This window comes from Bradyrhizobium sp. USDA 3240 (assembly GCF_054063295.1).
Genome location: NZ_JBSSGD010000002.1, coordinates 8,860,782 through 8,882,971 on the forward strand (window position 1 = coordinate 8,860,782; position 22,190 = coordinate 8,882,971).

Below are 22,190 nucleotides of genomic sequence, written 5' to 3' on the forward strand. Positions count from 1 at the left end.
CGCCGCGGACTTCCGGGACGTTACGTCCCGTGCGGAAGAGCATCGAATCGTGACATGACGATGTCGCGCTTGGTCTCGTCGACCCGCACCGTCATGTCGAAGCGCTCGCCATTGAGCTCCTTGTTCAGGACCTCGGCATTGCGATGCAGCCAGCTGATGCCGGCGCCGTCGGAGGCATCGATCGAGAGATTGAGCGTGATGCGCTTGGCCGCGAGGCGATCCTCGATCGCGGTCAGGAGCTCTTCGATCCCCTCGCCTGTGACGGCCGAGACCAGGAAGCACGGCCGCTCCGGCGGCCGGCGCGCGGCGATGTTGCGCAGATTGTCCCGCTCCTCCGGATCGAAGCGGTCGATCTTGTTCCAGACCTCGATGATGCGCTGGCCGCCGTCGGCGTCGGGATCGATGCCGAGCTGGTGCAGCACCGCCTCGACGTCGCGTTCCTGCGCCTCCGCATCCTCGTGGGAGATGTCGCGAACGTGCAGGATGATGTCGGCTTCCAGCACCTCCTCCAGCGTGGCGCGGAACGCAGCCACGAGCTGGGTCGGCAAATTGGAGATGAAGCCGACCGTGTCCGACAGCATCGCCTTGCCGCCATGCCGCAGGTTGAGCGCGCGCAGAGTCGGGTCGAGCGTCGCAAACAGCATGTCGGCGGCCTGCACGTCGGCGCGCGTCAGGCGATTGAACAGGGTCGATTTGCCGGCATTGGTGTAGCCGACCAGCGCGACGACGCGGTACGGCACGCGCTGGCGTCCGGCGCGATGCAGCCGCCGTGTTGCCTGCACCTTCTTCAGCTCGTTCTCAAGCCGCGTGATGCGGTCGCCAATCAGGCGGCGGTCGGCCTCGATCTGGGTTTCACCGGGGCCGCCCATGAAGCCGAAGCCACCGCGCTGCCGCTCGAGATGGGTCCACGACCGCACCAGGCGGCTGCGCTGGTAGTTGAGATGGGCGAGCTCGACCTGCAGCGCACCTTCCTTGGTCTTGGCGCGGCGGCCGAAGATTTCCAGGATCAGGCCGGTGCGGTCGAGCACCTTGGTGCTCCAGGCCTTCTCGAGATTGCGCTGCTGGATCGGCGACAGTGCGCAATCCATCACCACGAGCTCGACCTTGTCGCCGGCGACGAGGCCGTTGATCTCCTCGACCTTGCCCTTGCCGAGATAGGTCGCGGGCCGGATCTGGCTGATCGGCGCGACGACGGATTCAACCACGGTGAGGTCGATCGCACCGGCGAGGCCGGCGGCTTCCTCGATTCGCGCTTCGTAGTCGCGGACAGAGGAATCCGTTTGCGCATCGCCGTCGCCGCGGCGCATGCGCAGGTAGGGGCCGATGACGATCACCCGCCCGATGCTCAAGTCCCCCGCCGACCCGGGCCTAGACTTAGTCCGGTCAGCGCCCCCTTCAGGATTGAAGGGTTCCAATCAGTTCACTCTCAAGCCGGTGCGTCCTCACCACCTTCGAACAGCTGAATCGGAGCGCCGGGCATGATGGTCGAGATCGCGTGCTTGTAGACAAGCTGCGAGTGACCGTCGCGCCGCAGCAGCAAGCAGAAATTGTCGAACCATGTGACAATGCCCTGCAGCTTTACCCCGTTGACCAGAAATATCGTCAGTGGCGTTTTTGTTTTACGAACGTGATTAAGGAAGGTGTCTTGTAGATTTTGTGCGCGGTCTGCCGCCATTGTTTTTGTCCCGCAAGCTTGTGCTTCTTTTTATTGAACCGGTTGCGGCTCTCTGACGGAGCCTCCTCCGGCTGCCCGCCTGCCCTGAGATCCCCCTCTGGCAGGCGTAGCGGTAGGATTAGAGGCCACGCGCGGTTTTTAGGCAAGCCGGTTCGCGCAGCAGTCGGTAGGAACACGGTGGCAATTCTAAGAAAGCGCAGGGAAAGAGACGAATATTCTCGCGGAGAGTGGATAAATCCCCCGGTTGTACCGGCCCCGCCCTCGCCTCGCTCAGCGGCCCGCCCGGACCCGAGCCTGGCCCTGCCTCCCCGGCCGGGTGACCGCCGAGGCTTCGCGCCAGGCTACCGGCGAGTGCCGGCTCAGGCGTATTGGGTCAGGCGTTTCGGGGTCAACCGACCCCGAGCGCCTTCAGCTTGCGATGCAGCGCCGAGCGTTCCATGCCGACGAACTCCGCGGTGCGCGAGATGTTGCCGGAGAAGCGGCTGATCTGGGCGATCAGATAATCGCGCTCGAACACTTCGCGCGCCTCGCGCAGCGGCAGGCCCATGATGTGCTCGCCATTGTTGGAGGTCGGCATCGCCGGCACCATGGAGCCGACGTCCTGCGGCAGCATATCGGCAGTGATGATCGCCTCCGGGCCGCCGCCGGCCAGGATCATCACGCGCTCGACGTTGTTGCGGAGCTGGCGGACGTTGCCCGGCCAGACATGCGACTGCAGCACGGCCATCGCGTCCTGTCCGATCTGCCGCTTCGGCAGGCCGGTGGCCGCCGAGATCTGGTCCATGAAATAGTCGATCAGCTCGGGGATGTCCTCGCGGCGCTCCGACAGCGGCGGCACCCGGATCGGCACTACCGAAAGCCGATGATAGAGATCTTCGCGGAAGCGGCCCGCCGCGATCTCTTCCTCGAGGTTGCGCGCGGTCGAGGAGATGATGCGGACGTCGACATGGACCTTGCCGGTGCCACCCTGGCGCTGGAAGGTCTGATCGACCAGCACGCGCAAAATCTTGTTCTGGGTCTCGCGCGGCATATCCGCGATCTCGTCGATGAACAGCGTGCCGCCATGCGCCTCCTCGAGCGCGCCGGCCTTGCGCTGCTGCTCGCCGTTCGATCCCTCGATGCCGAACAGCTCGATCTCCATGCGTTCCGGCGTGATCGCGGCCGCATTGATCACCACGAACGGCCCCTCGGCGCGCCCTGACGCATGGTGCAGCATGCGCGCGGCAAGCTCCTTGCCGGCGCCGGAAGGACCGACGATCAGGATGCGGCTGTTGGCTTTGGCGGCGCGGTCGATGGTCTGGCGCAGCTGATTCATGCAGGCCGAGCGGCCGGTCAGGACGCTCGCCGCGGGCGCCAGTTGCTTGAGCTCCTTCACCTCACGCTTGAGCCGCGAGGTCTCCAGCGCCCGCGTCGCGACCAGGATCAGCCGGTCCGACTTGAACGGCTTCTCGATGAAGTCATAGGCGCCGCGCTTGATCGCGGCGACGGCGGTTTCGATGTTGCCGTGGCCGGAGATCATCACGACCGGCAGATCGGCATTGTCCTTCTTGATCTGCTCGAGCAGTTGCAGGCCGTCGAGCTTGGAGCCCTGCAGCCAGATGTCGAGGAAGACCAGGTTCGGGCGGCGGTTGGCGATCTCGGCAAGCGCCGAATCGCTGTCGCGCGCGGTGCGCGTGGAAAACCCCTCATCGTCCAGGATACCCGCAACGAGGTCGCGAATGTCTGCTTCGTCGTCGACAATCAGAATGTCACTTGCCATGGGTTACACCTGCGTTGTCAGTCGCCCGTCGCGGCTTTGATTCTTGGCTGTTGGCTTCTTGGCTCTTGCGCATTTGGCTCTTGGTTATTGGGTTCTTGCTTGTTGGGTTCTTGGATCGGCTCTTGAATTTTTGGTTCATTGTTGGTCGCCTGTGCCGGGCCGTTGGGCGGCTCTTGCGGCGGATTTTTTTCACCGTCCGGGTCGGATGATTTCACGTCCGGCTTTTGTTCCTTGCTCTCGGGCTTGTTCTCCGGCTTGGCCGCCTGGCCCGTGACGGAAAAGCGCAGACGCATCCAGGCACCGCGCTGGCCCTCGCGGAAATCGGAGGCGTCCTTGAGCTCGATGCGGCCGCCATGGTCCTCCAGAACGCGGCCGACGATCGCCAGTCCAAGCCCGGTGCCCTTCGCCCGCGTCGTGACATAAGGCTCGAGCAGCCGCGCACGGGCGACCTTGGGCAGGCCGATGCCGTTGTCGACGACATCGATCAGGATGTCGTCGCCCTCGCGCTGCGCGACGACGTCGATGCGGCCCTTGCCGAGCTCCTCGCGCGGGACCTGCTCGATCGCCTCGGTCGCGTTCTTGATGATGTTGGTCAGCGCCTGTGAGATCAGCCTGCGGTCGAACTGTGCCGGCAGCGGCGACTGCTTGATTTCGGCCTCGATGTCGAGATCAGGATGCGCGACCTTCATCAGGAACACCGCCTGCTTGACCACGTCGGCGACGTCCTCGCCCTCGATCACGGGCTTGGGCATCCGCGCAAAGCGCGAGAACTCGTCGACCATGCGCCTGATGTCGTCGACCTGGCGCACGATGGTATCGGTGCACTGCTCGAAGATCGACTTGTCCTTCTCCTCAGTGATGGTCTTGCCGAACTTGCGGCGGATCCGCTCGGCCGAGAGCTGGATCGGGGTCAGCGGGTTCTTGATCTCGTGGGCGATGCGGCGGGCGACGTCGCCCCAGGCCGAGGTGCGCTGCGCCGACACCAATTCGGTGATGTCATCGAGCGTGATGATGTAGCTGTCGCGCGACTGGCTGGTCTGCTCGGCCGAGACGCGAACCGACAGATTGCGCTCATTGCCGTCGCGCAGGATCGTGACCTGCCCCTGAACCAGGCGCTGAGTGCCTTCGCGCGCCGTCTTCATCATCTCGTCGAGCTCGGGCAGCACGTCCGAGAGCGGATGGCCGAGCGTCTCCGACTCGGCATGCCCGATCAGCTTCTCCGCCGACCGATTAAGGACGCCGATAGTGCCTGAGGCGTCGACCCCGATGATCCCGGCGCTGGCCGACGACAGCACCGCTTCGATGAAGCGGCGTCGGCTGTCGATGGTCTCGCTGGCATCGACCAGCTCGTTGCGCTGGGTGCGCAGCTCCTGGGTCATCTTGTTGAAGATTTCGCCGAGCAGCGCGAGGTCGCTTGCCGACTTGTGGACCGGCACCTGGACATTGAGGTTGCCGGTCGAGACCTCGCTCGCCGCACCCATCAGCTGGCGGATCGGCGACACCAGCCCGTTGGCGAAGTTGAGGCCGATCAGCACCGAGGCCATCAGGATGGTCAGCGCGATCACCGCGAACATCAGCGCGAACGCCACCTGGATGCCGAGCCTTCGGGTCTCGAGCTGCGCGTATTCGGCGGCGCTGGTCTGGGTCTGCTTGAGCTGGGCGACGACGGCCGGATCGAGCAGACGCGCCACGTACAGGAACATGTCGTCATAGGCCCGCAGGCGGACCACGGAGGCGACGTAGTTTTCGGGGAAGACCGAGATCTTCGGCTCGGTTTCGTTGATGTCCTTGAGGATGTCCGGCGGCGGCGCCTCGTAGTTCAGGCGAACGCCGGTTTCGGCGCTGGCGACGATCTTGCCGTCCTTGTCCATCAGCACCGCGACCGGCAGGTTGCGGGACTCGGCGCCGGCCGTCATCAGCTGCAGGAACGTCATGCGATCCTGGTCGTAGAGCGGCCGCGCATGGGCGAGATCGTTGGCCATCGCCAGCGTGTCGCCGTTGATGAGCTGCGCATGCTCCTGCATGTAGGCGCTGGCAATCGTCAGCGAGTTCTGGATCACCTGCTTGGTGGGGCCAGAGAACAGCCGGTCGAGGCCACGCTCGATGGTGACGTTGGCGACGATCGACACCAGCACGGCGGGCAGCACCGCGATCACCGAGAACAGGCCGACGATCTGGACATGCAGCCGTGCCGCCGCCCGTCCCCGCCGCCTCGCCTGCACCATCTGCCAGACTTCCCGGACGATGATGCCGACCAGCAGCAGGATCGTGGCGGCATTGATCATAAGGAAGGAGCGCACGACCTCGGAGGTCGGCTCGATCGGGGTCAGGCCGGTCAGCACCACGAAGGTGAGGAAGCCGGACAGCAGCGCGATCGCCACGGCGAACGGCGCCAGCCAGCGCCGCAATGGGAAGCCCCGCGCCTCTACATTGGGCTCGGCCGGGGGCGCGTGTAACGTTGAAGCGGTGGTGTCTGCGCTGGTCATACCGGCAATTGAGCTGAAAGCGATCGCCCGCGGGAATTGCGAACTGATGCAATCATATCACAATGTTGCCGAATTGCGACATTTCCGCGGCGCAAACCGCGGTGCGGCGCCGTGTCCCTCAAAACCATTTGTGACTACTCAATAACGGTAGCGAGGCTTGAAGCCGGGCTTGCGCCCCGCCCCGTCGGTCCTAGCCGCCGCTCCGGTAGACCTGGATATCGAGGTCGCGGATCTTCTTGCGCAGCGTGTTGCGGTTCAATCCGAGCAGGTCGGCGGCCCGGATCTGGTTGCCGCGGGTCGCCGCCAGTGCGGCGGTCAGGAGCGGGATCTCGATCTCCTTGAGGATGCGGTGGTAGAGACCCGGCGGCGGCACGCCGTTCGGGAAGCCGGAGAAGTGCGAGGACAGATAGGCCTCCACGGCTCCGCCGAGATTGTCGACGCCGACGGTCGCGGTGCTGCCGGAGGTGACGGCCGGCGGCGCCAACTCGCCGTCGATCACAGAGGCGGTGATGACGTCCTGCGGATAGAGCGCGGCGAGCCGCCGGGCGAGGTTTTCCAGTTCGCGGACGTTGCCCGGCCAGCGGTGCTGCTTCAGCCGCTCCAGCGCCTGGGTGTCGAGCTTCTTCGGCGGCAGGCCGTCCTTCTCGGCGAGCGAGAAGAAGTGCCGGATCAAATCGGGCAGATCCTCGATGCGCTCGCGCAGTGGCGGCAGCCGCAGCGGCACCACGTTGAGGCGGAAGAACAGATCCTCGCGGAACAGGCCCTGCTGGATCAGGATGCGCAGATCCTTGTTGGAGGCCGCGACGATGCGCACGTCGGTCTTGATCGGGGTGCGGCCGCCGACCGTGGTGTATTCGCCCTGCTGCAGCACGCGGAGCAAACGGGTCTGCGCCTCCATCGGCATGTCGCCGATCTCGTCGAGAAACAGCGTGCCGCCCTCGGCCTGCTCGAAGCGGCCGGAGGCGCGGGTGTTGGCGCCGGTGAACGCGCCGCGCTCATGGCCGAACAACTCGGATTCGATCAGGTCGCGCGGAATCGCCGCCATGTTGACCGCGACGAACGGGCCGTTGCGGCGCCGGCCATAGTCGTGCAGCGCGCGGGCGACCAGCTCCTTGCCGGTGCCTGACTCGCCCGAGATCATCACGGTGAGGTCGGTCTGCATCAGCCGCGCCAGCACGCGGTAGATCTCCTGCATCGCCGGCGAGCGGCCGACCAGCGGGATCGAGTCGAACTCGCCGTCATCGGCGGGACTGGAGACCCGCTCCTTCGGCTCGGCCAGCGCGCGGCCGACGATGGTGATCAGCTCCTTCAGGTCGAACGGCTTCGGCAGATATTCGTAGGCGCCGCGCTCGGAGGCGCGGATCGCGGTCATGAAGGTGTTCTGCGCGCTCATCACGATGACCGGCAAATTCGGCCGCATCTTCTTGATCCGCGGCAGCAGATCGAACGCGTTCTCGTCGGGCATCACGACGTCGGTGATGACGAGATCGCCCTCGCCCTGGCTGACCCAGCGCCACAGCGTGGCGGCGTTGCCGGTCAGGCGCACCTCATAGCCGGCGCGCGACAGCGCCTGGTTCAGGACGGTCCGGATGGCGGTGTCGTCGTCAGCGACAAGTATGCTACCTGCAGGCATTGGTGTTCCTCATCGTGTATCCTGAGAGGCAGGCGAGGACGTACCCGGAACGTCATCGCGGTTGCTTTGGTCGTGTTGCTTGGCGGCGGTGTACATCGGCATCAGCACGCGGAAGGTGGTTTTGCGCGGCTGCGACTCGCATTCGATGATGCCGCCGTGATCGCCGACGATCTTGGCAACCAGCGCGAGGCCAAGCCCGCTGCCGGTCTGCTTGGTTGTGACGAAGGGATCGAACAGGTTCGGCAGCAGGTCCTCCGGCACGCCTGAACCGTTGTCCTTGACGCAGAACTCGAGCGGCAGCGAGACCCGCGATTTCTTGCCGGGCACCGACAGCCGCACGCCCGGCCGGAACGCCGTGGTGAGGTGGATCTCCGCATCGGTGCCGAGATCGGCGACCGCTTCGGCCGCGTTCTTCACGAGGTTGAGGAACACCTGGATCAGCTGGTCCTGATTGGCCAGCACCGGCGGCAGCGACGGATCATAGTCCTCAATGAAGCGGACGTTGCGGGCAAAGCCCGATTGCGCCAGCCGCTTCACATGATCGAGCACGGAATGGATATTGACCGGGCCACGCGCCACCGGACGGTCGTCGCCGAACACTTCCATGCGGTCGACCAGCGTCACGATACGGTCGGCCTCGTCGCAGATCAGCCGCGTCAGCAGCCGGTCCTCGGAGGACGCCTGCTGCTCGAGGAGTTGCGCCGCGCCGCGGATGCCGGACAGCGGGTTCTTGATCTCATGGGCGAGCATCGCGGCCAGCGCGATCACCGAGCGCGCCGCGCTGCGATGGGTGAGCTGGCGGTCCATCTTGTCGGCGATGGTGCGCTCCTGCAGCATCACCACGATATGGCCGGGCCGCTCGGTCAGCGGCGCGACGTGCAGGTCGACCTGACGATCGCCGCCGATCCGCGGCGTGCCGAGATCGACCTTGTATTCGTTGACCGGCGAGCCGCTCGCCCGCACCTGCTCGATCAGCGCGAGCAGCGGGCTGCCGAACGGCACCAGCTCCTTCAGCGACTGCCGGCGCAAGAACTGCGTCGAGATCTCGAAGAAGGATTCGGCGGCGATGTTGGCATCGACGATCCGTCCGTCGGGGGCGACCAGCAGCACCGGATTGGGCAGCGCGTTGAGGATGGCCTCGCCGTCGGTGGGCACGGGCCGGCGAAATTCCATGGCTGACGTCATGCGGCAGCACTCCAGGCAAAATCGTCGTAGGCGTCCTCGAGCGCGCGATGCACGCTGGACGGCTCCTCTGAAGTCAGGATCGCCTGCCGCCACGTCTTCAATGTTGCCGCCGGCGCGCAGCTATAGGCCGCAGCAGTCTCCAGCGCCCAGCCGAGATGCTTGCGCGCATGCCTGAGCCCGATGCGTAGACCATAATGGCTGCAGACCTCGTCATACAGCGCGCGAACATGCTTGAGCTGCTCGGCGAGCGACGGCGCAGCCTCGGCGATCCCGGTCTCGAGCCGGCGGCCGATCTGGCCGGGCAGCCAAGGCTGGCCCTGCGCGCCGCGGCCGATCATGACGGCGTCGGCGCCGGACATCTCCAGCGCGTCGAGCGCCTTGTCGAACGAGGTGATGTCGCCGTTGACCACGACCGGAATCGTGACGGCATCCTTGACCGCGCGCACCGCGTTCCAGTTGGCCTCGCCCTTGTAGAACTGGCAGCGGGTGCGGCCATGCACGGTGATCATCTGCACGCCCGATGCCTCGGCGCGGCGCGCCAGTTCGGGCGCATTGAACGAGCGGTCGTCCCAGCCGAGCCGCATCTTCAGCGTCACCGGCACCTTGACCGCCGCCAGCGTCGCCTCGATCAGCGTCACCGCGTGGTCGAGGTCGCGCATCAAGGCCGAGCCGGACTGGCCGCCGGTCACGTGGCGCGCCGGGCAGCCCATGTTGATATCGATGATGTCGGCGCCGGCGCCCTCGGCGATCCGCGCGCCTTCCGCCATCCAGTGGGTCTGGCAGCCGGCAAGCTGGACCACATGCGGCCCGATCCCGGCTGCCTCACAACGAAGCTTCGACATCGGCTTACCGTTCACCAGATCGTCGCTGGCGGTCATCTCGGAGACCACCAGTCCGGCGCCCAAACCAGCGGCGAGTCGCCGGAAGGGCGCGTCGGTGATGCCTGACATGGGCGCGAGGAGAACCCGGTTGGCGACAGCAATATCGCCTATCTTCAATGGGTTACGAGGAGTACTTTGCACGCCGGTCACAGCCGTCTCGTCGTTCTGTCAGCTACGCCATTGCAGCTGACGTCGTCCATTCTGCGCACAATTCTTGTGCAGTCAAGGCTCATGCCTACGGTTTAGACATTCCTACCACCTGTGCAAGTGCACTGCAACAAAATCTGCTTTTCCCACAGTCATCGGCAAACGCTCTGTTTTTGCGCAGCGGTCATGCTAAGGGCTGTGCGCCGCGGTCCCTGCCGCTCCCCTCATCCCCGATTTGTTTGTCACTGGTTCAACATGCCGAAGCCTGAGCGTACCGCAGCCATCCTTGTCGCAGCCGGCCGTGGACTGCGCGCCGGCCCAGGTGGACCGAAGCAGTACCGGACGATCGGCGGGCAGACGGTGATCTACCGCGCCATGGAGGCGTTCTCCGGGCACCCCGACGTGTTTGCGGTGCAGCCGGTGGTCAATCCCGATGATGCCGCGCTGTTCGACGAAGCGGTCGCAGGCCTCCGCCATCAACCGCCGACGCCGGGCGGCGCGACCCGGCAGGCCTCCGTCCATGCCGGGCTCGAGGCGCTCGCCAGCGCGAAGCCCGACATTGTGCTGATCCACGATGCCGCGCGTCCCTTCGTCACGTCGGCAGTGATCTCGCGCGCGATCGCCGCGGCCGGTCGGACTGGCGCTGCGATCCCCGTCATTCCCGTCACCGATACGATCAAGGTCACCGGCGATACCGGCGATGTCGAGGCGACGCCCGAGCGCGCCCGCTTGCGGATCGCGCAGACGCCGCAGGCATTTCGTTTCGACGTAATATTGGAGGCGCATCGTCGTGCCGCGCGCGAGGGCCGCAGCGATTTCACCGACGATGCCGCGCTTGCCGAATGGGCGGGATTGACCGTTGCGACGTTTGAAGGCGATGCTGCCAACATGAAACTCACCACACCCGAAGATTTCGTGCGCGAGGAAGCGCGGCTTGCGAGCCAGCTCGGCGACATCAGGACCGGCACCGGTTACGACGTACACGCCTTTGGCGACGGCGACCATGTCATGATCTGCGGCGTCCGCGTGCCGCACACAAAGGGATTCCTGGCCCATTCCGACGGCGATGTCGGGCTGCATGCGCTGGTCGACGCGATCCTCGGCGCGCTGGCCGACGGCGACATCGGCTCGCACTTCCCGCCGAGCGACGCCAAGTGGAAGGGCGCCTCCTCCGACCAGTTCCTGAAATATGCCGTCGAGCGCGTCACCGCCCGCGGCGGGCGGATCGCCAATCTCGAGGTGACGCTGATCTGCGAGCGGCCGAAGATCGGCCCGCTGCGCGACACCATGCGGGCGAAGATCGCGGAGATCTCCGGCGTCCACATCTCGCGCGTGGCGGTCAAGGCCACCACCAGCGAGCGGCTCGGCTTCACCGGCCGCGAGGAAGGCATCGCGGCGACCGCGAGCGCCACGGTTCGCCTCCCCTGGGATGAAACCGGCTGGAGTGCCTGACATGGGCGGCAGCGACGCTCGTGCCCTCTCCCGCGCGCTGCTCGACCTGTGCCGGATGCGCAAGCTGACCATCGCGACCGCCGAATCCTGTACCGGCGGCCTGGTTGCCGGCGCGCTCACTGATATTCCCGGATCGTCCGACGTGATCGACCGCGGCTTCGTCACCTATTCGAACGAGGCCAAGCGGGCGATGCTCGGCGTCAAGGCGGCGACGCTCGAGACGTTCGGCGCGGTGAGCAAGGAAACCGCGACCGCGATGGCGATCGGCGCGCTGGAAAAGGCCGGCGTCGACCTTGCGGTCTCGATCACCGGGATCGCTGGCCCCGGCGGCGCGACGCCGGGCAAGCCGGTCGGCCTGGTGCACTTCGCCGTCGCCGCGCGTGACGGTCGCATCGTTCATCGTGAGCAACGATTTGGCGCGATCGGCCGCAGCACAGTGCGGCAGCGTTCCGTGGTCGAGGCGCTGCGCATGCTGATGGAGCTCGCGCGCCCGCCGCAGGCCGCAAAGCCGCGGCGCGAGGCCGCCAGCCGGTTGCGGCCGCGCGTGGCGCGGTCGCCGCGAAACCACGCCGCGAAACGCCGAAGGCCGCCACGCGGATAGGCCTACGCAAGTCTAGTCGCGCGAAGGCCAGCCTCACACTAGCCTCAAGTCAACTGCGACCCAGTGCCGCCTATCTCAGGTGGAACTGCGACGTCGCTTCGCCGTTTTCCATTATTCCCGCTCTGCCGTTTGAATCGTTTTTCCAAACAGCAAAATCCCACAACAAGGAGAAAATGATGAAGTTGGGAACTTTGGTCGTGGCCGCAATTACCTCTGGCGCCATGACGCTGTCGACTATTGCGCCCTCGTTCGCCGCACCGCTCGCGCCCGCCCGGTTGCAGGACCAGCCGATCTCCGTCGAGCACGTGCAGTATCGTCACTGGCATGGCGGCCCGCGTTACGGCTACCGCGGTGGCTATTACGGTCATCGCCATGGCGGTGGTGGAAACGGCGCTGCGATCATCGGCGGGCTTGCCGCCGGTGCGATCATCGGCGGCGCCATCGCGGCGAGCCAGGCCAAGGCCAACAACGACGCCTATTGCTCGCAGCGTTTCCGCTCCTACGACCCGGCTTCGGGCACCTACATCGCAAAGGGCGGTGTACGGCGTTCGTGCCCTTAAAGTCAGCGAACGCGCCTCCGCACTATCCGTCATGCCCGGCCTTGTGCCGGGCATTTGCGTTCCGGGGAAACGACCGCCTCGTCAGCGGACGAGACGGCATCACTAGGTCGAGAGCTGGGGCTTGCCGTAGACCTGGTCGGCACGCTTCTCGAATGCGGCGGCAAAGCGCGAGAACGCGGCGTCGAACATCGAGCCCATCAGCATCGCCAGCATCCGGCTCTTGAATTCGTAGTTCAGGAAGAAGCCGACATCGCATTCGGTCTCCGACTTCGGCTCAAAGCTCCAGCGGTTCTCCAGATTGCTGAACGGACCACGCAGGTACTCGACCAAAATCTTCAGGTTGGGCCGGTCGAGCGTCACCCTGCTGGTGAAGGTCTCGCGCACCAGCTTGAAGGAGACGGTCATGTCGGCGACCACGACCTCTGTGCCGTCGTCTTTGGGCGTCCGCTGGCGGATCTTGAGCGCCTGGCACAGCGGCACGAATTCGGGATAGCGCTCGACGTCCGCGACCAGGTCGAACATTTGAGGTGCGGTGTGGCGGACCCGCCGCTTGCTTGAGAATCGTGGCATCAGTGGATACTCGCACGGTTTTGCTGGCGTGCGAGACGCTGCAGATAATCGTCCGCCTGAGCCCGATCGGTGAAGTAGACCAGCGATTGATCGGCGCGCAAGCCCGAAAAATATTCGATCAGCTTCGGTCGCTGCTGCTGGCGATAGGTCCAGACATAACGGAAGAATTCGAGGTCGATCTTCTCCGGGCAGCCTTCCGCCATCTCGGGGCGAACCTGGCCATAGCTGCCCGCAATCCGCCCCAGGATTCCGAGCATGCAGGTCAGTCGCGGCAGGTCGAACCAGATGATCGTGTCGGAAAGCTCCCGGCGCAATTCACCTGCGCCGTTCCTCATGAAGTTCCCATCCATGATCCAGCGCGGCCCTCGCGTGACCTCGATCATGCGGCGCTCGAATTCATCCTTGTCGGACTCGACCCAGCCCGGCTTCCAGAACAGCGCGTCGATCGACACAGTCGGGATGCCCGTTATGGCAGACAGCCGTCGCGCAAAGGTCGACTTGCCGGACCCCGACGATCCCATCACCAGCACGCGTTGCATTGGTCCCGTCCAAGATTCGGTCAAGGCTCGATCAGGCAACGGCGCGCGGTGACGCCGGCCTCCTGCCGTTTCAAAATCTAGCGGCCGCGAGCCGTGCGTGCCGCCTGCAGCTTGGCAAAATCCTCGCCGGCATGATGCGACGAGCGCGTCAGCGGACTCGCCGACACCATTAGAAATCCCTTGGTATAGGCGACACGCTCGTAGCCGGCGAATTCATCCGGCGTCACGTAGCGCATCACGGCGTGATGCTTGCGCGTCGGCTGCAAATACTGGCCGATGGTCAGGAAATCGACCTCGGCCGAGCGCAGATCGTCCATCACCTGCAGCACCTCGTGCCGCTCCTCGCCGAGACCGACCATGATGCCTGACTTGGTGAAGATGGTCGGGTCCATTTCCTTGACCCGCTGCAGCAGCCGGATCGAATGGAAGTAGCGCGCCCCGGGACGGACCGTCAGATAGCCCGACGGCACCGTTTCCAGATTGTGGTTGAAGACATCGGGCTTGGCCGCGACCACGCGCTCGAGCGCGCCGTCCTTGCGCAGGAAGTCCGGCGTCAGGATCTCGATCGTGGTGGTCGGGCAGCGCGCGCGGATGGCGCGGATCACTTGCGCAAAATGCTCGGCACCGCCGTCAGCGAGATCGTCGCGATCGACCGAGGTGATCACGACGTGGGCCAGTCCCAGCTTGGAGACCGCCTCGGCGACGTGTTCGGGCTCATGGGCATCGAGCGCGCTGGGCATGCCGGTCTTGACGTTGCAGAACGCACAGGCGCGGGTGCAGGTGTCGCCCATGATCATGAAGGTGGCGTGCTTCTTGTCCCAGCACTCACCGATGTTGGGGCAGCCCGCCTCCTCGCACACCGTGACGAGGCCGTTCTCCTTCACGATCTTGCGCGTGTCCGCATAGCCGCGCGTGTTCGGTGCGCGGACCCGGATCCAGTCCGGCTTCGGCGGCGACACGGCATCCGGCCGGTTCACCTTTTCGGGGTGGCGCGGGCGGAGCTGAGTGGTGGAGATGGTGTCGACGATGGTGACCATTTGTGCCTGCAAGTCGCGAGAGGCCATAGCTAGTCCGTGTTGGCACGGCTCGCAACCCGGCCTATGCAACCCTAGCAGATCAGCCAATATATTGGCAGTGTCGAGGTCCGTTCCGCCCCGATTCCCACCTCAAAATGGCTCAAAAACCCCGCTCGACCCGTGCGACCGCGCCGCGCCTCGGCAAAGCTCTGAAACGCTCGTTCTTCGATCGCAGCGTCCTCGAGGTCGCGCCCGACCTGATCGGCGCGACCTTCCTGGTCGGCGGCGTCGGCGGCATCATCACGGAGGTCGAGGCTTACCATCACACCGAACCGGCGGCCCACTCGTTCAACGGACCGACCCCGCGCAACCAGGTGATGTTCGGCCCACCGGGCTTCTCCTATGTCTACCGATCCTACGGCATCCATTGGTGCGTCAACTTCGTCTGCGAGGCGCCGGGCTCTGCCAGCGCCGTCCTGATCCGCGCGCTCGAGCCGACCCATGGGCTTGCCGCGATGCGCCGGCGGCGCGGGCTGGAGGATGAGCGCGCACTGTGCTCGGGGCCCGGCAAGCTCTGCGAGGCGCTCGGCATCACGATCGCGCACAGCGAACTGCCGCTCGACCGGCCGCCGATCGCGCTCCACGCGCGGCTGGAGCCGCCCGACATCGTCACCGGATTGCGGATCGGCATCACCAAGGCCGTCGACCTGCCCTGGCGCTATGGGCTGAAAGGATCGAAGTTCCTCAGCAAGCGGTTCTGAGCGTCACAGCGTTATCAGCTATGACGCCTTCTTCAGCAGCTCGATCGCCTCGAGGATCTTGGCGCGGCGCTCCGTTGCTGCCGCGCGCTTTTCCTTCTCTTCCTCGACGAGCTCTTCCGGCGCGTTGGCGACGAACTTCTCGTTGGAGAGTTTTGCATCGACCCGCTTGATGTCGGCGTCGGCCTTGCCGAGCTCTTTCTCCAGACGCGCCCGTTCGGCCGCAAGATCGATCACGCCCTTCAGCGGCAGCGCGACGACTTCGCCGCGCACGAGCAGCTGCATGGCGCCTTCCGGCGCGGCGTTAGCGAAGGAAATCTCCGACAATCGCGCGAGGCGCTTGATGGTGTCGTTCCAGCGCTGGGCGCGGTCGCGCGTCTCGTCGGAGGTGGTCACGATCACCAGCGGCGTCAGCGTCGACGGCGGGATGTTCATCTCCGCCTTCACCGATCGCATTGTGGTGACGAGATCGACCACCCAGCCGATCTCGGCCTCGGCCGCGGGATCGCTGAACTCGTCCGCATCGAGCGCGGCAATCACCGGCGGAATGATCGGATCGACGACGGGACCTGCGGTCGCGATCGCCGCCAGTTGCTCCCCGGTCACGCCCTGCTTGCGCGGCCAGGGCGCCAGCACCAGGAGGCCGTCGCGCTTTGCGGTCACGGCCCACAGCTCTTCGGTGATGAAGGGCATGAACGGATGCAGCAGCTTGAGGATCTCGTCGCGGGTCCAGGCAATCATGGCGCGGGTCTCGGCCTTGGCCGCGCCCTCCTCGCCCATCAGCACCGGCTTTGCGAGTTCGAGATACCAGTCGCAGAACACGTTCCAGACGAAGCGGTAGATCGCGCCGGCCGCGTCGTTGAAGCGATGATCCTCGATCGTCTCGGTCACCTCGCGGGTGACGCGCGAGGTCTCGTGCGCGATCCAGCGGTTCAACGTCTCCTTGGCGCCCTTCGAATCGAAACCATCCGGCTTCACGCACTCGTTCATCTCGGCGAAGCGGCAGGCGTTCCAGAACTTGGTCGCGAAGTTGCGGTTGGTCTCGACCAGATGTGGCGACAGGCGGATGTCGTGGCCCTGCGCCGCCTCACGGGTCAGCGCAAAGCGCAGCGCGTCGGCGCCGAAATCGTCGATCACGCCGAGCGGGTCGATGACGTTGCCCTTCGACTTCGACATCTTCGCGCCCTTCTCGTCACGGACGAGACGGTGGATGTAGACGGTCGAGAACGGCGCCTGCTTCATGAAGTGGAGGCCCATCATCATCATGCGGGCGACCCAGAAGAAGATGATGTCGAAGCCCGTGACCAGCGTGTTGGTCGGGTAATAGCGCGCGACCTCCGGGGTGTCGTCCGGCCAGCCCAGCGTCGAGAACGGCCACAGCGCCGACGAGAACCAGGTGTCGAGCACGTCCTCGTCGCGCGTGATGAAGCCCTCGCGCTTGGCGGGATCGACCGCCATGTCGTGGCCCTGCTCCGGCGTGATGACTTCCTGCTCGACGTAGTAGCCGAGCGCGTTGCCGACCGCCTCTTCCTCGGTCTCGGCAACGAACACCTTGCCGTCCGGTCCGTACCAGGCCGGGATCTGATGACCCCACCAGAGCTGGCGCGAGATGCACCAGGGCTGGATGTTCTCCATCCACTCGAAATAGGTCTTTTCCCAGTTCTTCGGCACGAACGTCGTCTCGCCCGAGCGCACCGCCGCCATCGCGGGCTGCGCCAGCGTCTTGGCATCGACATACCATTGGTCGGTGAGATACGGCTCGATCACGACGTTGGAGCGGTCGCCATGCGGCACCATGTGGGTGTTGGGCTCGATCCGTTCGAGGAAGCCGAACTCCTCCAGCCGCGCCACGATCTTCTTGCGCGCCGCGAAGCGCTCGATGCCGTGAAACTCCGCGGCGAACTCGTCGGCGCCCGTCGGCAAGCCGCGCAGATAGTCCTCGTTGCCGGTGAGGCTGAGGCAGCCTTCCTGGTCGAGTACGCTGATCTGCGGCAGGCCGTGGCGTTTGCCGATCTCGAAATCGTTGAAGTCGTGCGCCGGCGTCACCTTGACGGCACCCGAGCCCTTCTCCGGATCGGAATAGTCGTCGGCGACGATCGGAATCCTGCGGCCGACCAGCGGCAGGATGACATGCTGGCCGACAAGGTCGGTGTAGCGCTCATCGTCCGGATGCACCGCGACCGCGGTGTCGCCGAGCATCGTCTCCGGACGCGTGGTCGCGACCACGATGAACGATTTGGGGTCCTCGGGATTGAACGTCCGCCCCTCGATCGGATAGCGCAGGTACCAGAGATGGCCCTTGACCTCGACCTGCTGCACTTCGAGATCGGAGATCGCGGTGAGCAGCTTCGGGTCCCAATTGACCAGGCGCTTGTCCTTGTAGATCAGGCCCTGGCGGTGCAGCTCGACGAACACCTTGACGACGGCGCGCGACAGGCCCTCGTCCATGGTGAAGCGCTCGCGCGACCAGTCGCAGGAGGCGCCGAGGCGCTTGAGCTGGTTGACGATGGTGCCGCCGCTCTCGGCCTTCCACTGCCAGACCCGCTCGAGGAACTTGGCGCGGCCCATGTCGCGACGGCCCGGCTCCTGCCGCTCCATCAGCTGACGCTCGACCACCATCTGGGTGGCGATGCCGGCATGATCGGTGCCGGGCTGCCACAGCACGTCGCGGCCGCGCATCCGCTCGAAGCGGCACAGGATGTCCTGCAGCGTGTTGTTGAGCGCGTGGCCCATGTGCAGCGAGCCGGTCACGTTCGGCGGCGGGATCACGATGGTGAAAGGCGCGGCGTCCTTGCGCTCGGGCCGGCCGGCCTTGAACGCACCGCTCTCCTCCCAGATCTGGGCCATCCGGAGCTCGATATCGGCGGGCTGGTAGTTTTTCTCGATCATGACAATGCGCTGTGGACCATGGGGAAAGGGTAGAAAGCCGCCCGAACGCACCAAGTCAACCGGACCGGCACGTCAAAACGGCATTGGGAGCGTTTTCGAGCGAAGTGGATACCGGTTCGCGTGAAAACGCGTCAAAACGGGGAACTGGCGTTTCGGGTCTGATCCTATCAGAACCGAAACTCTGGGGCATTTGGGGGCTGAATGAGGCTGCCAAGCCCCTGCGGAAGGAGCTGACGCCCGCGGCGGACTAGCGCCCGCGGGAGACCCGCTCGATCTCGGCCTTGACGATCCGCTCGACCAGCCCCGGCAGATTGTCGTCCAGCCAGGACTTGAGCATCGGCCGCAGCATCTCCTTGACCAGATCTTCCAGCGTCCGTGCATTGTTGCTCAGCACGGTGTTGGCCAGCGAATTGAAGGCGGATTCGACCGCCCGCATCGTGGTTCCCGAGATGATCTGCTGCATCGGCGCAGTTTCGATTGCCGGCGGTTCTCGCTCTCGAACCGGTTCTCGCATTGGCTCCGGCGCCCGTGTGCGGGCTTCCGTGAACTCGACGTCATCCTGCGGCTCGACCTTGCGGAACGACGGCGTGGCCGCCGGTTCCGGCAGCGCCATGTCGTCGGTGAGCTCGAATACATCGGCTTCGGGCTGGGCTTCGGGCTGCGGCGACGGCCTGATCTCGGCCGCAGGCGTCGCCTCGTCGAGGCTGGCGAGCAGCGAGTCGATGTCGTCCTGACTGTTGCTGGCCGGCGCTGGCGCCGGCGGCGGTGATTTCGGTGCCGACGCGGCGGGCTTCGCGGCCGGGGGTGCTGCGGGCGGCGGGCTCTTCATCGCAGGCTTGGCGGCTGGTGGCGGCGGCTCGACTTTCGGCGGCGGCGGCGGTGCAGCAGCAGCAGCAGCAGGTTTCTCGGCCGCGGCCGGCTTCGCCTCGTCGTCGGCAATGATGCGACGGATCGACGCCAGAATCTCCTCCATCGAGGGCTCTTGGACCTTCGCAGGTTGCGTCATCTCCGACTCCACATCGAAACTTATTTTACATCAAGCCCGAGAGGATTCGCCGGTTCCGATGAAGCAGGCGGAGATTTTCATTGCTCCCGCCCGACTTGTCCCCAGATCAAGCCCGCCCGAGGCTTTGTGCAAGCTTCGGGTCGCCCAATGCAGCGTGATCACAGGTGGCGTCGCACCTGCCATCACGCAACGCCGGCGCCGCGAATCGCGTTGCTGCCCAACAAAACGGTATGTCAGGCCAATTATCGATTGCAAGCAAACGCGCCAGTCTGTGGTCCTGATTAACTCAGAACCACAAACATGGCGCGACAAGCGACGTTGATGTGAAGGTGTTTAGCGGCCGTCGGGCGTGCGCACGCCGGCCCAGTTGTCGCGCACTTGCTGGTAATGCACGGTGGGATCATAGACGTTGGTCGAAAGGCCCATCACCTGCGGTGACAGCCGGCCGATCGCGCTCAGCACGTTGTAGGATGCAACGACGCGGTCGTGTTGCGCGGTGACGAGTGCGTTGCGCGCATTGACCAGCGCTTGCTGCGCGTTGAGCACGTCGAGCGTCGTGCGCTGACCGGCCTTGGCCTCTTCGCGCACGCCGTTCAGCGCGATTTCGGACGCGGTCACCTGCGCCTGCGCCGACGCGACCTGCGACTTACCGGCGACCAGCTGGCCCCATGCAGTGACGACGTTGGCACGCGCCTGATCCCTGGTCTGTTCCAGGACCAGACGCTGCTGCGCCAGCGATTCCTTCGACTGCCGGATCAGCGAATACTCAGCGCCGCCCTGATAGATCGGGACCGACACCTGAACCTGCGCCGCCGCATTGAACAGCCGGTTCACCGACAATTGCTGCTGGTAGCCTTCGGTCACCGACGCCTGCAACCCGACCGTCGGTAGCAGCGCGCCTTCGGCAACCTTGGTCTGCAGGAAGTTGACGTCGACGCCGTACATCGCGGCCGTGACGTTGGGATTTTGGGTCAGGCTGAGCTCGACGGCCGCCGCGAGCGTCGTCGGCAAGAACCGATCGACCGGCGAGCCGGGCGCAAGATTCTGCGGTTCGTTGCCGATGATGCGGCGGAAGTTCGACCGCGTCGTCGTCAGGTTCGATTCCGCGGTGAGCTGCTGGGTCTTGCCGGCCGCAAGCTGCGCCTCGGACTGCGCGACGTCCGTCCGCGTCACCTCACCTACGTTGAAGCGATCCTGGGTCTGCTTCAGCGTCTGCTCGAGCACACGCGTGTTGCTGCGCTGGACCTCGACGATCGCAGCGTCGCGCAGATAATCCATGTAGATGGTGGCGGCGCTCAGGATGACGGTCTGCTCGAGCACGCGCAGACCTTCGCGTGCCGACGACACCTGGCTTTCGGCCGCGCGCACCCTGTGCGGGGTCTGCGCGTTGTACAGCGACTGGTTCACCGTCAGGCCCGCGCTGGCCGGATTCTGGGTTCCGTTGATCGCGCTCTTGATACCCGTCGGCTGCTGGTCGGTGTACTGATATCCGCCGCTCACGGTCAGCGCGGCTTTCGGACGGTAGCCCGAGAGCGCTTGCGGAACGTTTTCGTCCGTCGCCCTCACCAGCGCGCGCTGCGAATTCAGCTGGGGGTTGTTCTGGTAGGACCGCACCAGCGCGGCCTCGATAGTATCGGCGAGCGCGGGCACGGGGCCCAGCTCCGCCAAGAGAAGGACGGCAGTCGCAGCCGCGGTGATAGCTTTCACCCCACGCATCCCCGGTAATCCAATCATTGTAGTCGCCGTCTCCACACGCAAGTCAGTTCCGGCGGTCGCTTCAGACGAAGTGAGTCCCGCCTCACCTTAGTCCGCAGCTAAGGGCAACGGAACCACCCCGCAACGGAACACGGCGGAAACTCTTCACATGGGGCAAACGGGCCACACTTCTGATTCGGAACGGGATTTTATCAGGTGGCGCAGCGCGGTAGCGGTCAGAACACGAAGGCGGGAACCCGTTCCAGTCCGGGCAGTACGGGGGCCGTGGCGTCGAACAGCTCGCGATGTCCGAAATCCCCGTGGGTGTGAGTCACGAGGGTGGCGCGCGGCGGCGGCGTCAGGCCGAACACCCCGACCAGCCGGCCCCCCTCCTTGAGCTGGCCGAACAGCCGGGTCGGGATGACCTCGGTCGCGCCGTTGAGAACGATGACGTCGTACGGCGCGCCGGCGGCATCGCCGTCGGCCACCGCCGCGGTCTTGACGGTCACATTCTGGATGCCGAGCTGGGCGAACGCGGCAGAGGCCTTGCCGGCAAGCGCCGGATCGCTCTCGGTTGCGCTGACCTCTCCGGCAAAGTGCGCCACGATGGCGGCGGCGTAGCCGGTCGCACAGCCGACGACCAGGACGCGGTCGGTCGCCTTGATCTCGGCGGCTTGCAGCATCCTGGCGAGCAGCGCCGGCGTGATCAGGCAGCGCTTGGCCGCATCGCCCTCGGTCACGTCGAGATCGAGGTCGAGATAGGCCAGTGCCTGCTTGCTGGCCGGCACGAACACCTCGCGCGGCACGGTCAGCATGGCTTCGAGAATACGATCATCGGTCACGTCGCTCGGACGCACCTGACCATCCACCATGTACTGGCGCGCGGTCGAAAAACCGGTCATTGGCGGGACCCTGCAAGTCGCGGCATTGCCGCTGGAGAAGCTAGAACAGGGCCATCTTTTGGAACAAGCTTCGCCAAAACGCAACACGCCGTTGGCGCGCAAGACGCATCCAAAAAGGCGCTTCGTGGTGCGCCCTATTCGATCGTGACGGCAAGCCGGCCGATCAGGCGCGCCACCTCATCGAGGTGCTCGGAATCATGCTCCTCGACGGCCCTCGCGAGCCGGCGAACGCATTCATCGTCACTGATGCAGGGAGCATCGTTCGGAACAAGCGTCGGCTGCGGCATCGACAGGTCGATCAGGGTAATGGCCATCAGAATCACCTCTCAAGACCCGGCAGGACGAAGTCTCCGCGGTTATTGAGTCGATTTGACGACGATTTTTGTCTGCCCGTTACGGACCACAGGCTTGTGAACGACGATGAAGGGTATTGATG

The 22,190-nt window shown here is 65.3% G+C and carries 19 protein-coding genes; 4 read left to right on the top strand and 15 right to left on the bottom strand.

Going from position 1 to position 22,190, the window contains the following annotated elements; all coding sequences use genetic code 11:
- Window positions 1-20: 20 nt before the first annotated feature.
- From hflX to dusB, 7 genes are all read right to left on the bottom strand, one after another.
- Window positions 21-1,415 carry a GTPase HflX gene (gene hflX, locus ACVIGA_RS42295; RefSeq protein ID WP_456670668.1) on the bottom strand — a complete coding sequence of 465 codons (1,395 nt, stop codon included), beginning with the start codon at window positions 1,413-1,415 and terminating at the stop codon, window positions 21-23.
- 11 nt (window positions 1,416-1,426) lie between these two features.
- Window positions 1,427-1,675, bottom strand: a complete 249-nt coding sequence (hfq, locus tag ACVIGA_RS42300; protein WP_006020546.1) for an RNA chaperone Hfq — start codon at window positions 1,673-1,675, stop codon at window positions 1,427-1,429.
- Between the two features lie 388 nt (window positions 1,676-2,063).
- Window positions 2,064-3,434, bottom strand: coding sequence for a nitrogen assimilation response regulator NtrX (gene ntrX / locus ACVIGA_RS42305; RefSeq protein WP_223966450.1), 1,371 nt, complete (start codon window positions 3,432-3,434; stop codon window positions 2,064-2,066).
- A gap of 17 nt (window positions 3,435-3,451) precedes the next feature.
- The gene (locus tag ACVIGA_RS42310) at window positions 3,452-5,920 is read right to left on the bottom strand and encodes an ATP-binding protein (RefSeq protein WP_456670669.1); all 2,469 of its coding nucleotides are present in this window, start codon (window positions 5,918-5,920) and stop codon (window positions 3,452-3,454) included.
- 190 nt (window positions 5,921-6,110) lie between these two features.
- A complete protein-coding gene (ntrC, locus tag ACVIGA_RS42315) occupies window positions 6,111-7,553 on the bottom strand; it encodes a nitrogen regulation protein NR(I) (protein WP_029084144.1) in 1,443 nt (480 codons plus the stop codon).
- 9 nt (window positions 7,554-7,562) lie between these two features.
- On the bottom strand, window positions 7,563-8,738 hold the full coding sequence (locus tag ACVIGA_RS42320) for a two-component system sensor histidine kinase NtrB (protein WP_223966447.1): 1,176 nt from the start codon (window positions 8,736-8,738) through the stop codon (window positions 7,563-7,565).
- Window positions 8,735-9,736, bottom strand: a complete 1,002-nt coding sequence (gene dusB, locus ACVIGA_RS42325; protein WP_456670670.1) for a tRNA dihydrouridine synthase DusB — start codon at window positions 9,734-9,736, stop codon at window positions 8,735-8,737. The genes ACVIGA_RS42320 and dusB overlap by 4 nt, the downstream gene beginning before the upstream one ends.
- Before the next feature lie 285 nt (window positions 9,737-10,021).
- Between dusB and ACVIGA_RS42330 the strand changes: the two genes are divergently transcribed.
- From ACVIGA_RS42330 to ACVIGA_RS42340, 3 genes are all read left to right on the top strand, one after another.
- Window positions 10,022-11,218 carry a bifunctional 2-C-methyl-D-erythritol 4-phosphate cytidylyltransferase/2-C-methyl-D-erythritol 2,4-cyclodiphosphate synthase gene (locus ACVIGA_RS42330; RefSeq protein ID WP_456670671.1) on the top strand — a complete coding sequence of 399 codons (1,197 nt, stop codon included), beginning with the start codon at window positions 10,022-10,024 and terminating at the stop codon, window positions 11,216-11,218.
- Window position 11,219: 1 nt separating this feature from the next.
- Window positions 11,220-11,819 carry a CinA family protein gene (locus ACVIGA_RS42335; protein WP_223966444.1) on the top strand — a complete coding sequence of 200 codons (600 nt, stop codon included), beginning with the start codon at window positions 11,220-11,222 and terminating at the stop codon, window positions 11,817-11,819.
- A gap of 173 nt (window positions 11,820-11,992) precedes the next feature.
- Complete coding sequence (locus ACVIGA_RS42340) at window positions 11,993-12,379, top strand: BA14K family protein (protein WP_456670672.1); 387 nt, start codon at window positions 11,993-11,995, stop codon at window positions 12,377-12,379.
- A 102-nt stretch (window positions 12,380-12,481) separates the two neighbouring features.
- Here ACVIGA_RS42340 and ACVIGA_RS42345 read toward each other — a convergent pair whose 3' ends face one another.
- From ACVIGA_RS42345 to lipA, 3 genes are all read right to left on the bottom strand, one after another.
- The gene (locus ACVIGA_RS42345; protein ID WP_097671889.1) at window positions 12,482-12,949 is read right to left on the bottom strand and encodes a type II toxin-antitoxin system RatA family toxin; all 468 of its coding nucleotides are present in this window, start codon (window positions 12,947-12,949) and stop codon (window positions 12,482-12,484) included.
- Window positions 12,949-13,488 carry a DNA topology modulation protein gene (locus ACVIGA_RS42350; protein ID WP_456670673.1) on the bottom strand — a complete coding sequence of 180 codons (540 nt, stop codon included), beginning with the start codon at window positions 13,486-13,488 and terminating at the stop codon, window positions 12,949-12,951. The genes ACVIGA_RS42345 and ACVIGA_RS42350 overlap by 1 nt, the downstream gene beginning before the upstream one ends.
- A gap of 77 nt (window positions 13,489-13,565) precedes the next feature.
- Window positions 13,566-14,525 carry a lipoyl synthase gene (gene lipA, locus ACVIGA_RS42355; protein WP_223966438.1) on the bottom strand — a complete coding sequence of 320 codons (960 nt, stop codon included), beginning with the start codon at window positions 14,523-14,525 and terminating at the stop codon, window positions 13,566-13,568.
- 134 nt (window positions 14,526-14,659) lie between these two features.
- On the opposite strand from lipA, the gene ACVIGA_RS42360 reads away from it, so the two are divergent.
- Complete coding sequence (locus ACVIGA_RS42360) at window positions 14,660-15,265, top strand: DNA-3-methyladenine glycosylase (protein WP_223966437.1); 606 nt, start codon at window positions 14,660-14,662, stop codon at window positions 15,263-15,265.
- An 18-nt stretch (window positions 15,266-15,283) separates the two neighbouring features.
- Here the strand turns inward: ACVIGA_RS42360 and ACVIGA_RS42365 are convergent, their stop codons facing one another.
- From ACVIGA_RS42365 to ACVIGA_RS42385, 5 genes are all read right to left on the bottom strand, one after another.
- Window positions 15,284-18,151 (bottom strand): valine--tRNA ligase, encoded by a 2,868-nt coding sequence (locus tag ACVIGA_RS42365; protein WP_456670674.1) that lies wholly within the window; start codon window positions 18,149-18,151, stop codon window positions 15,284-15,286.
- A gap of 247 nt (window positions 18,152-18,398) precedes the next feature.
- Window positions 18,399-19,157, bottom strand: coding sequence for a DUF2497 domain-containing protein (locus tag ACVIGA_RS42370; protein WP_456670675.1), 759 nt, complete (start codon window positions 19,155-19,157; stop codon window positions 18,399-18,401).
- 333 nt (window positions 19,158-19,490) lie between these two features.
- A complete protein-coding gene (locus tag ACVIGA_RS42375) occupies window positions 19,491-20,873 on the bottom strand; it encodes a TolC family outer membrane protein (RefSeq protein ID WP_456670676.1) in 1,383 nt (460 codons plus the stop codon).
- 215 nt (window positions 20,874-21,088) lie between these two features.
- Window positions 21,089-21,754 carry a protein-L-isoaspartate O-methyltransferase family protein gene (locus ACVIGA_RS42380; protein ID WP_456670677.1) on the bottom strand — a complete coding sequence of 222 codons (666 nt, stop codon included), beginning with the start codon at window positions 21,752-21,754 and terminating at the stop codon, window positions 21,089-21,091.
- A gap of 134 nt (window positions 21,755-21,888) precedes the next feature.
- Window positions 21,889-22,068 carry a hypothetical protein gene (locus tag ACVIGA_RS42385; protein WP_223966426.1) on the bottom strand — a complete coding sequence of 60 codons (180 nt, stop codon included), beginning with the start codon at window positions 22,066-22,068 and terminating at the stop codon, window positions 21,889-21,891.
- Window positions 22,069-22,190: the final 122 nt, after the last annotated feature.

Bases quoted from the DNA above. Each gene is read 5' to 3' on its own strand.
- hfq (WP_006020546.1), bottom strand. From the start codon at position 1,675: ATGGCGGCAGACCGCGCACAAAATCTACAAGACACCTTCCTTAATCAC.
- ntrX (WP_223966450.1), bottom strand. From the start codon at position 3,434: ATGGCAAGTGACATTCTGATTGTCGACGACGAAGCAGACATTCGCGAC.
- ACVIGA_RS42310 (WP_456670669.1), bottom strand. From the start codon at position 5,920: ATGACCAGCGCAGACACCACCGCTTCAACGTTACACGCGCCCCCGGCC.
- ntrC (WP_029084144.1), bottom strand. From the start codon at position 7,553: ATGCCTGCAGGTAGCATACTTGTCGCTGACGACGACACCGCCATCCGG.
- ACVIGA_RS42320 (WP_223966447.1), bottom strand. From the start codon at position 8,738: ATGACGTCAGCCATGGAATTTCGCCGGCCCGTGCCCACCGACGGCGAG.
- ACVIGA_RS42330 (WP_456670671.1), top strand. From the start codon at position 10,022: ATGCCGAAGCCTGAGCGTACCGCAGCCATCCTTGTCGCAGCCGGCCGT.
- ACVIGA_RS42335 (WP_223966444.1), top strand. From the start codon at position 11,220: ATGGGCGGCAGCGACGCTCGTGCCCTCTCCCGCGCGCTGCTCGACCTG.
- ACVIGA_RS42340 (WP_456670672.1), top strand. From the start codon at position 11,993: ATGATGAAGTTGGGAACTTTGGTCGTGGCCGCAATTACCTCTGGCGCC.
- ACVIGA_RS42345 (WP_097671889.1), bottom strand. From the start codon at position 12,949: ATGCCACGATTCTCAAGCAAGCGGCGGGTCCGCCACACCGCACCTCAA.
- ACVIGA_RS42350 (WP_456670673.1), bottom strand. From the start codon at position 13,488: ATGCAACGCGTGCTGGTGATGGGATCGTCGGGGTCCGGCAAGTCGACC.
- lipA (WP_223966438.1), bottom strand. From the start codon at position 14,525: ATGGTCACCATCGTCGACACCATCTCCACCACTCAGCTCCGCCCGCGC.
- ACVIGA_RS42360 (WP_223966437.1), top strand. From the start codon at position 14,660: ATGGCTCAAAAACCCCGCTCGACCCGTGCGACCGCGCCGCGCCTCGGC.
- ACVIGA_RS42365 (WP_456670674.1), bottom strand. From the start codon at position 18,151: ATGATCGAGAAAAACTACCAGCCCGCCGATATCGAGCTCCGGATGGCC.
- ACVIGA_RS42370 (WP_456670675.1), bottom strand. From the start codon at position 19,157: ATGACGCAACCTGCGAAGGTCCAAGAGCCCTCGATGGAGGAGATTCTG.
- ACVIGA_RS42375 (WP_456670676.1), bottom strand. From the start codon at position 20,873: ATGCGTGGGGTGAAAGCTATCACCGCGGCTGCGACTGCCGTCCTTCTC.
- ACVIGA_RS42380 (WP_456670677.1), bottom strand. From the start codon at position 21,754: ATGACCGGTTTTTCGACCGCGCGCCAGTACATGGTGGATGGTCAGGTG.
- ACVIGA_RS42385 (WP_223966426.1), bottom strand. From the start codon at position 22,068: ATGGCCATTACCCTGATCGACCTGTCGATGCCGCAGCCGACGCTTGTT.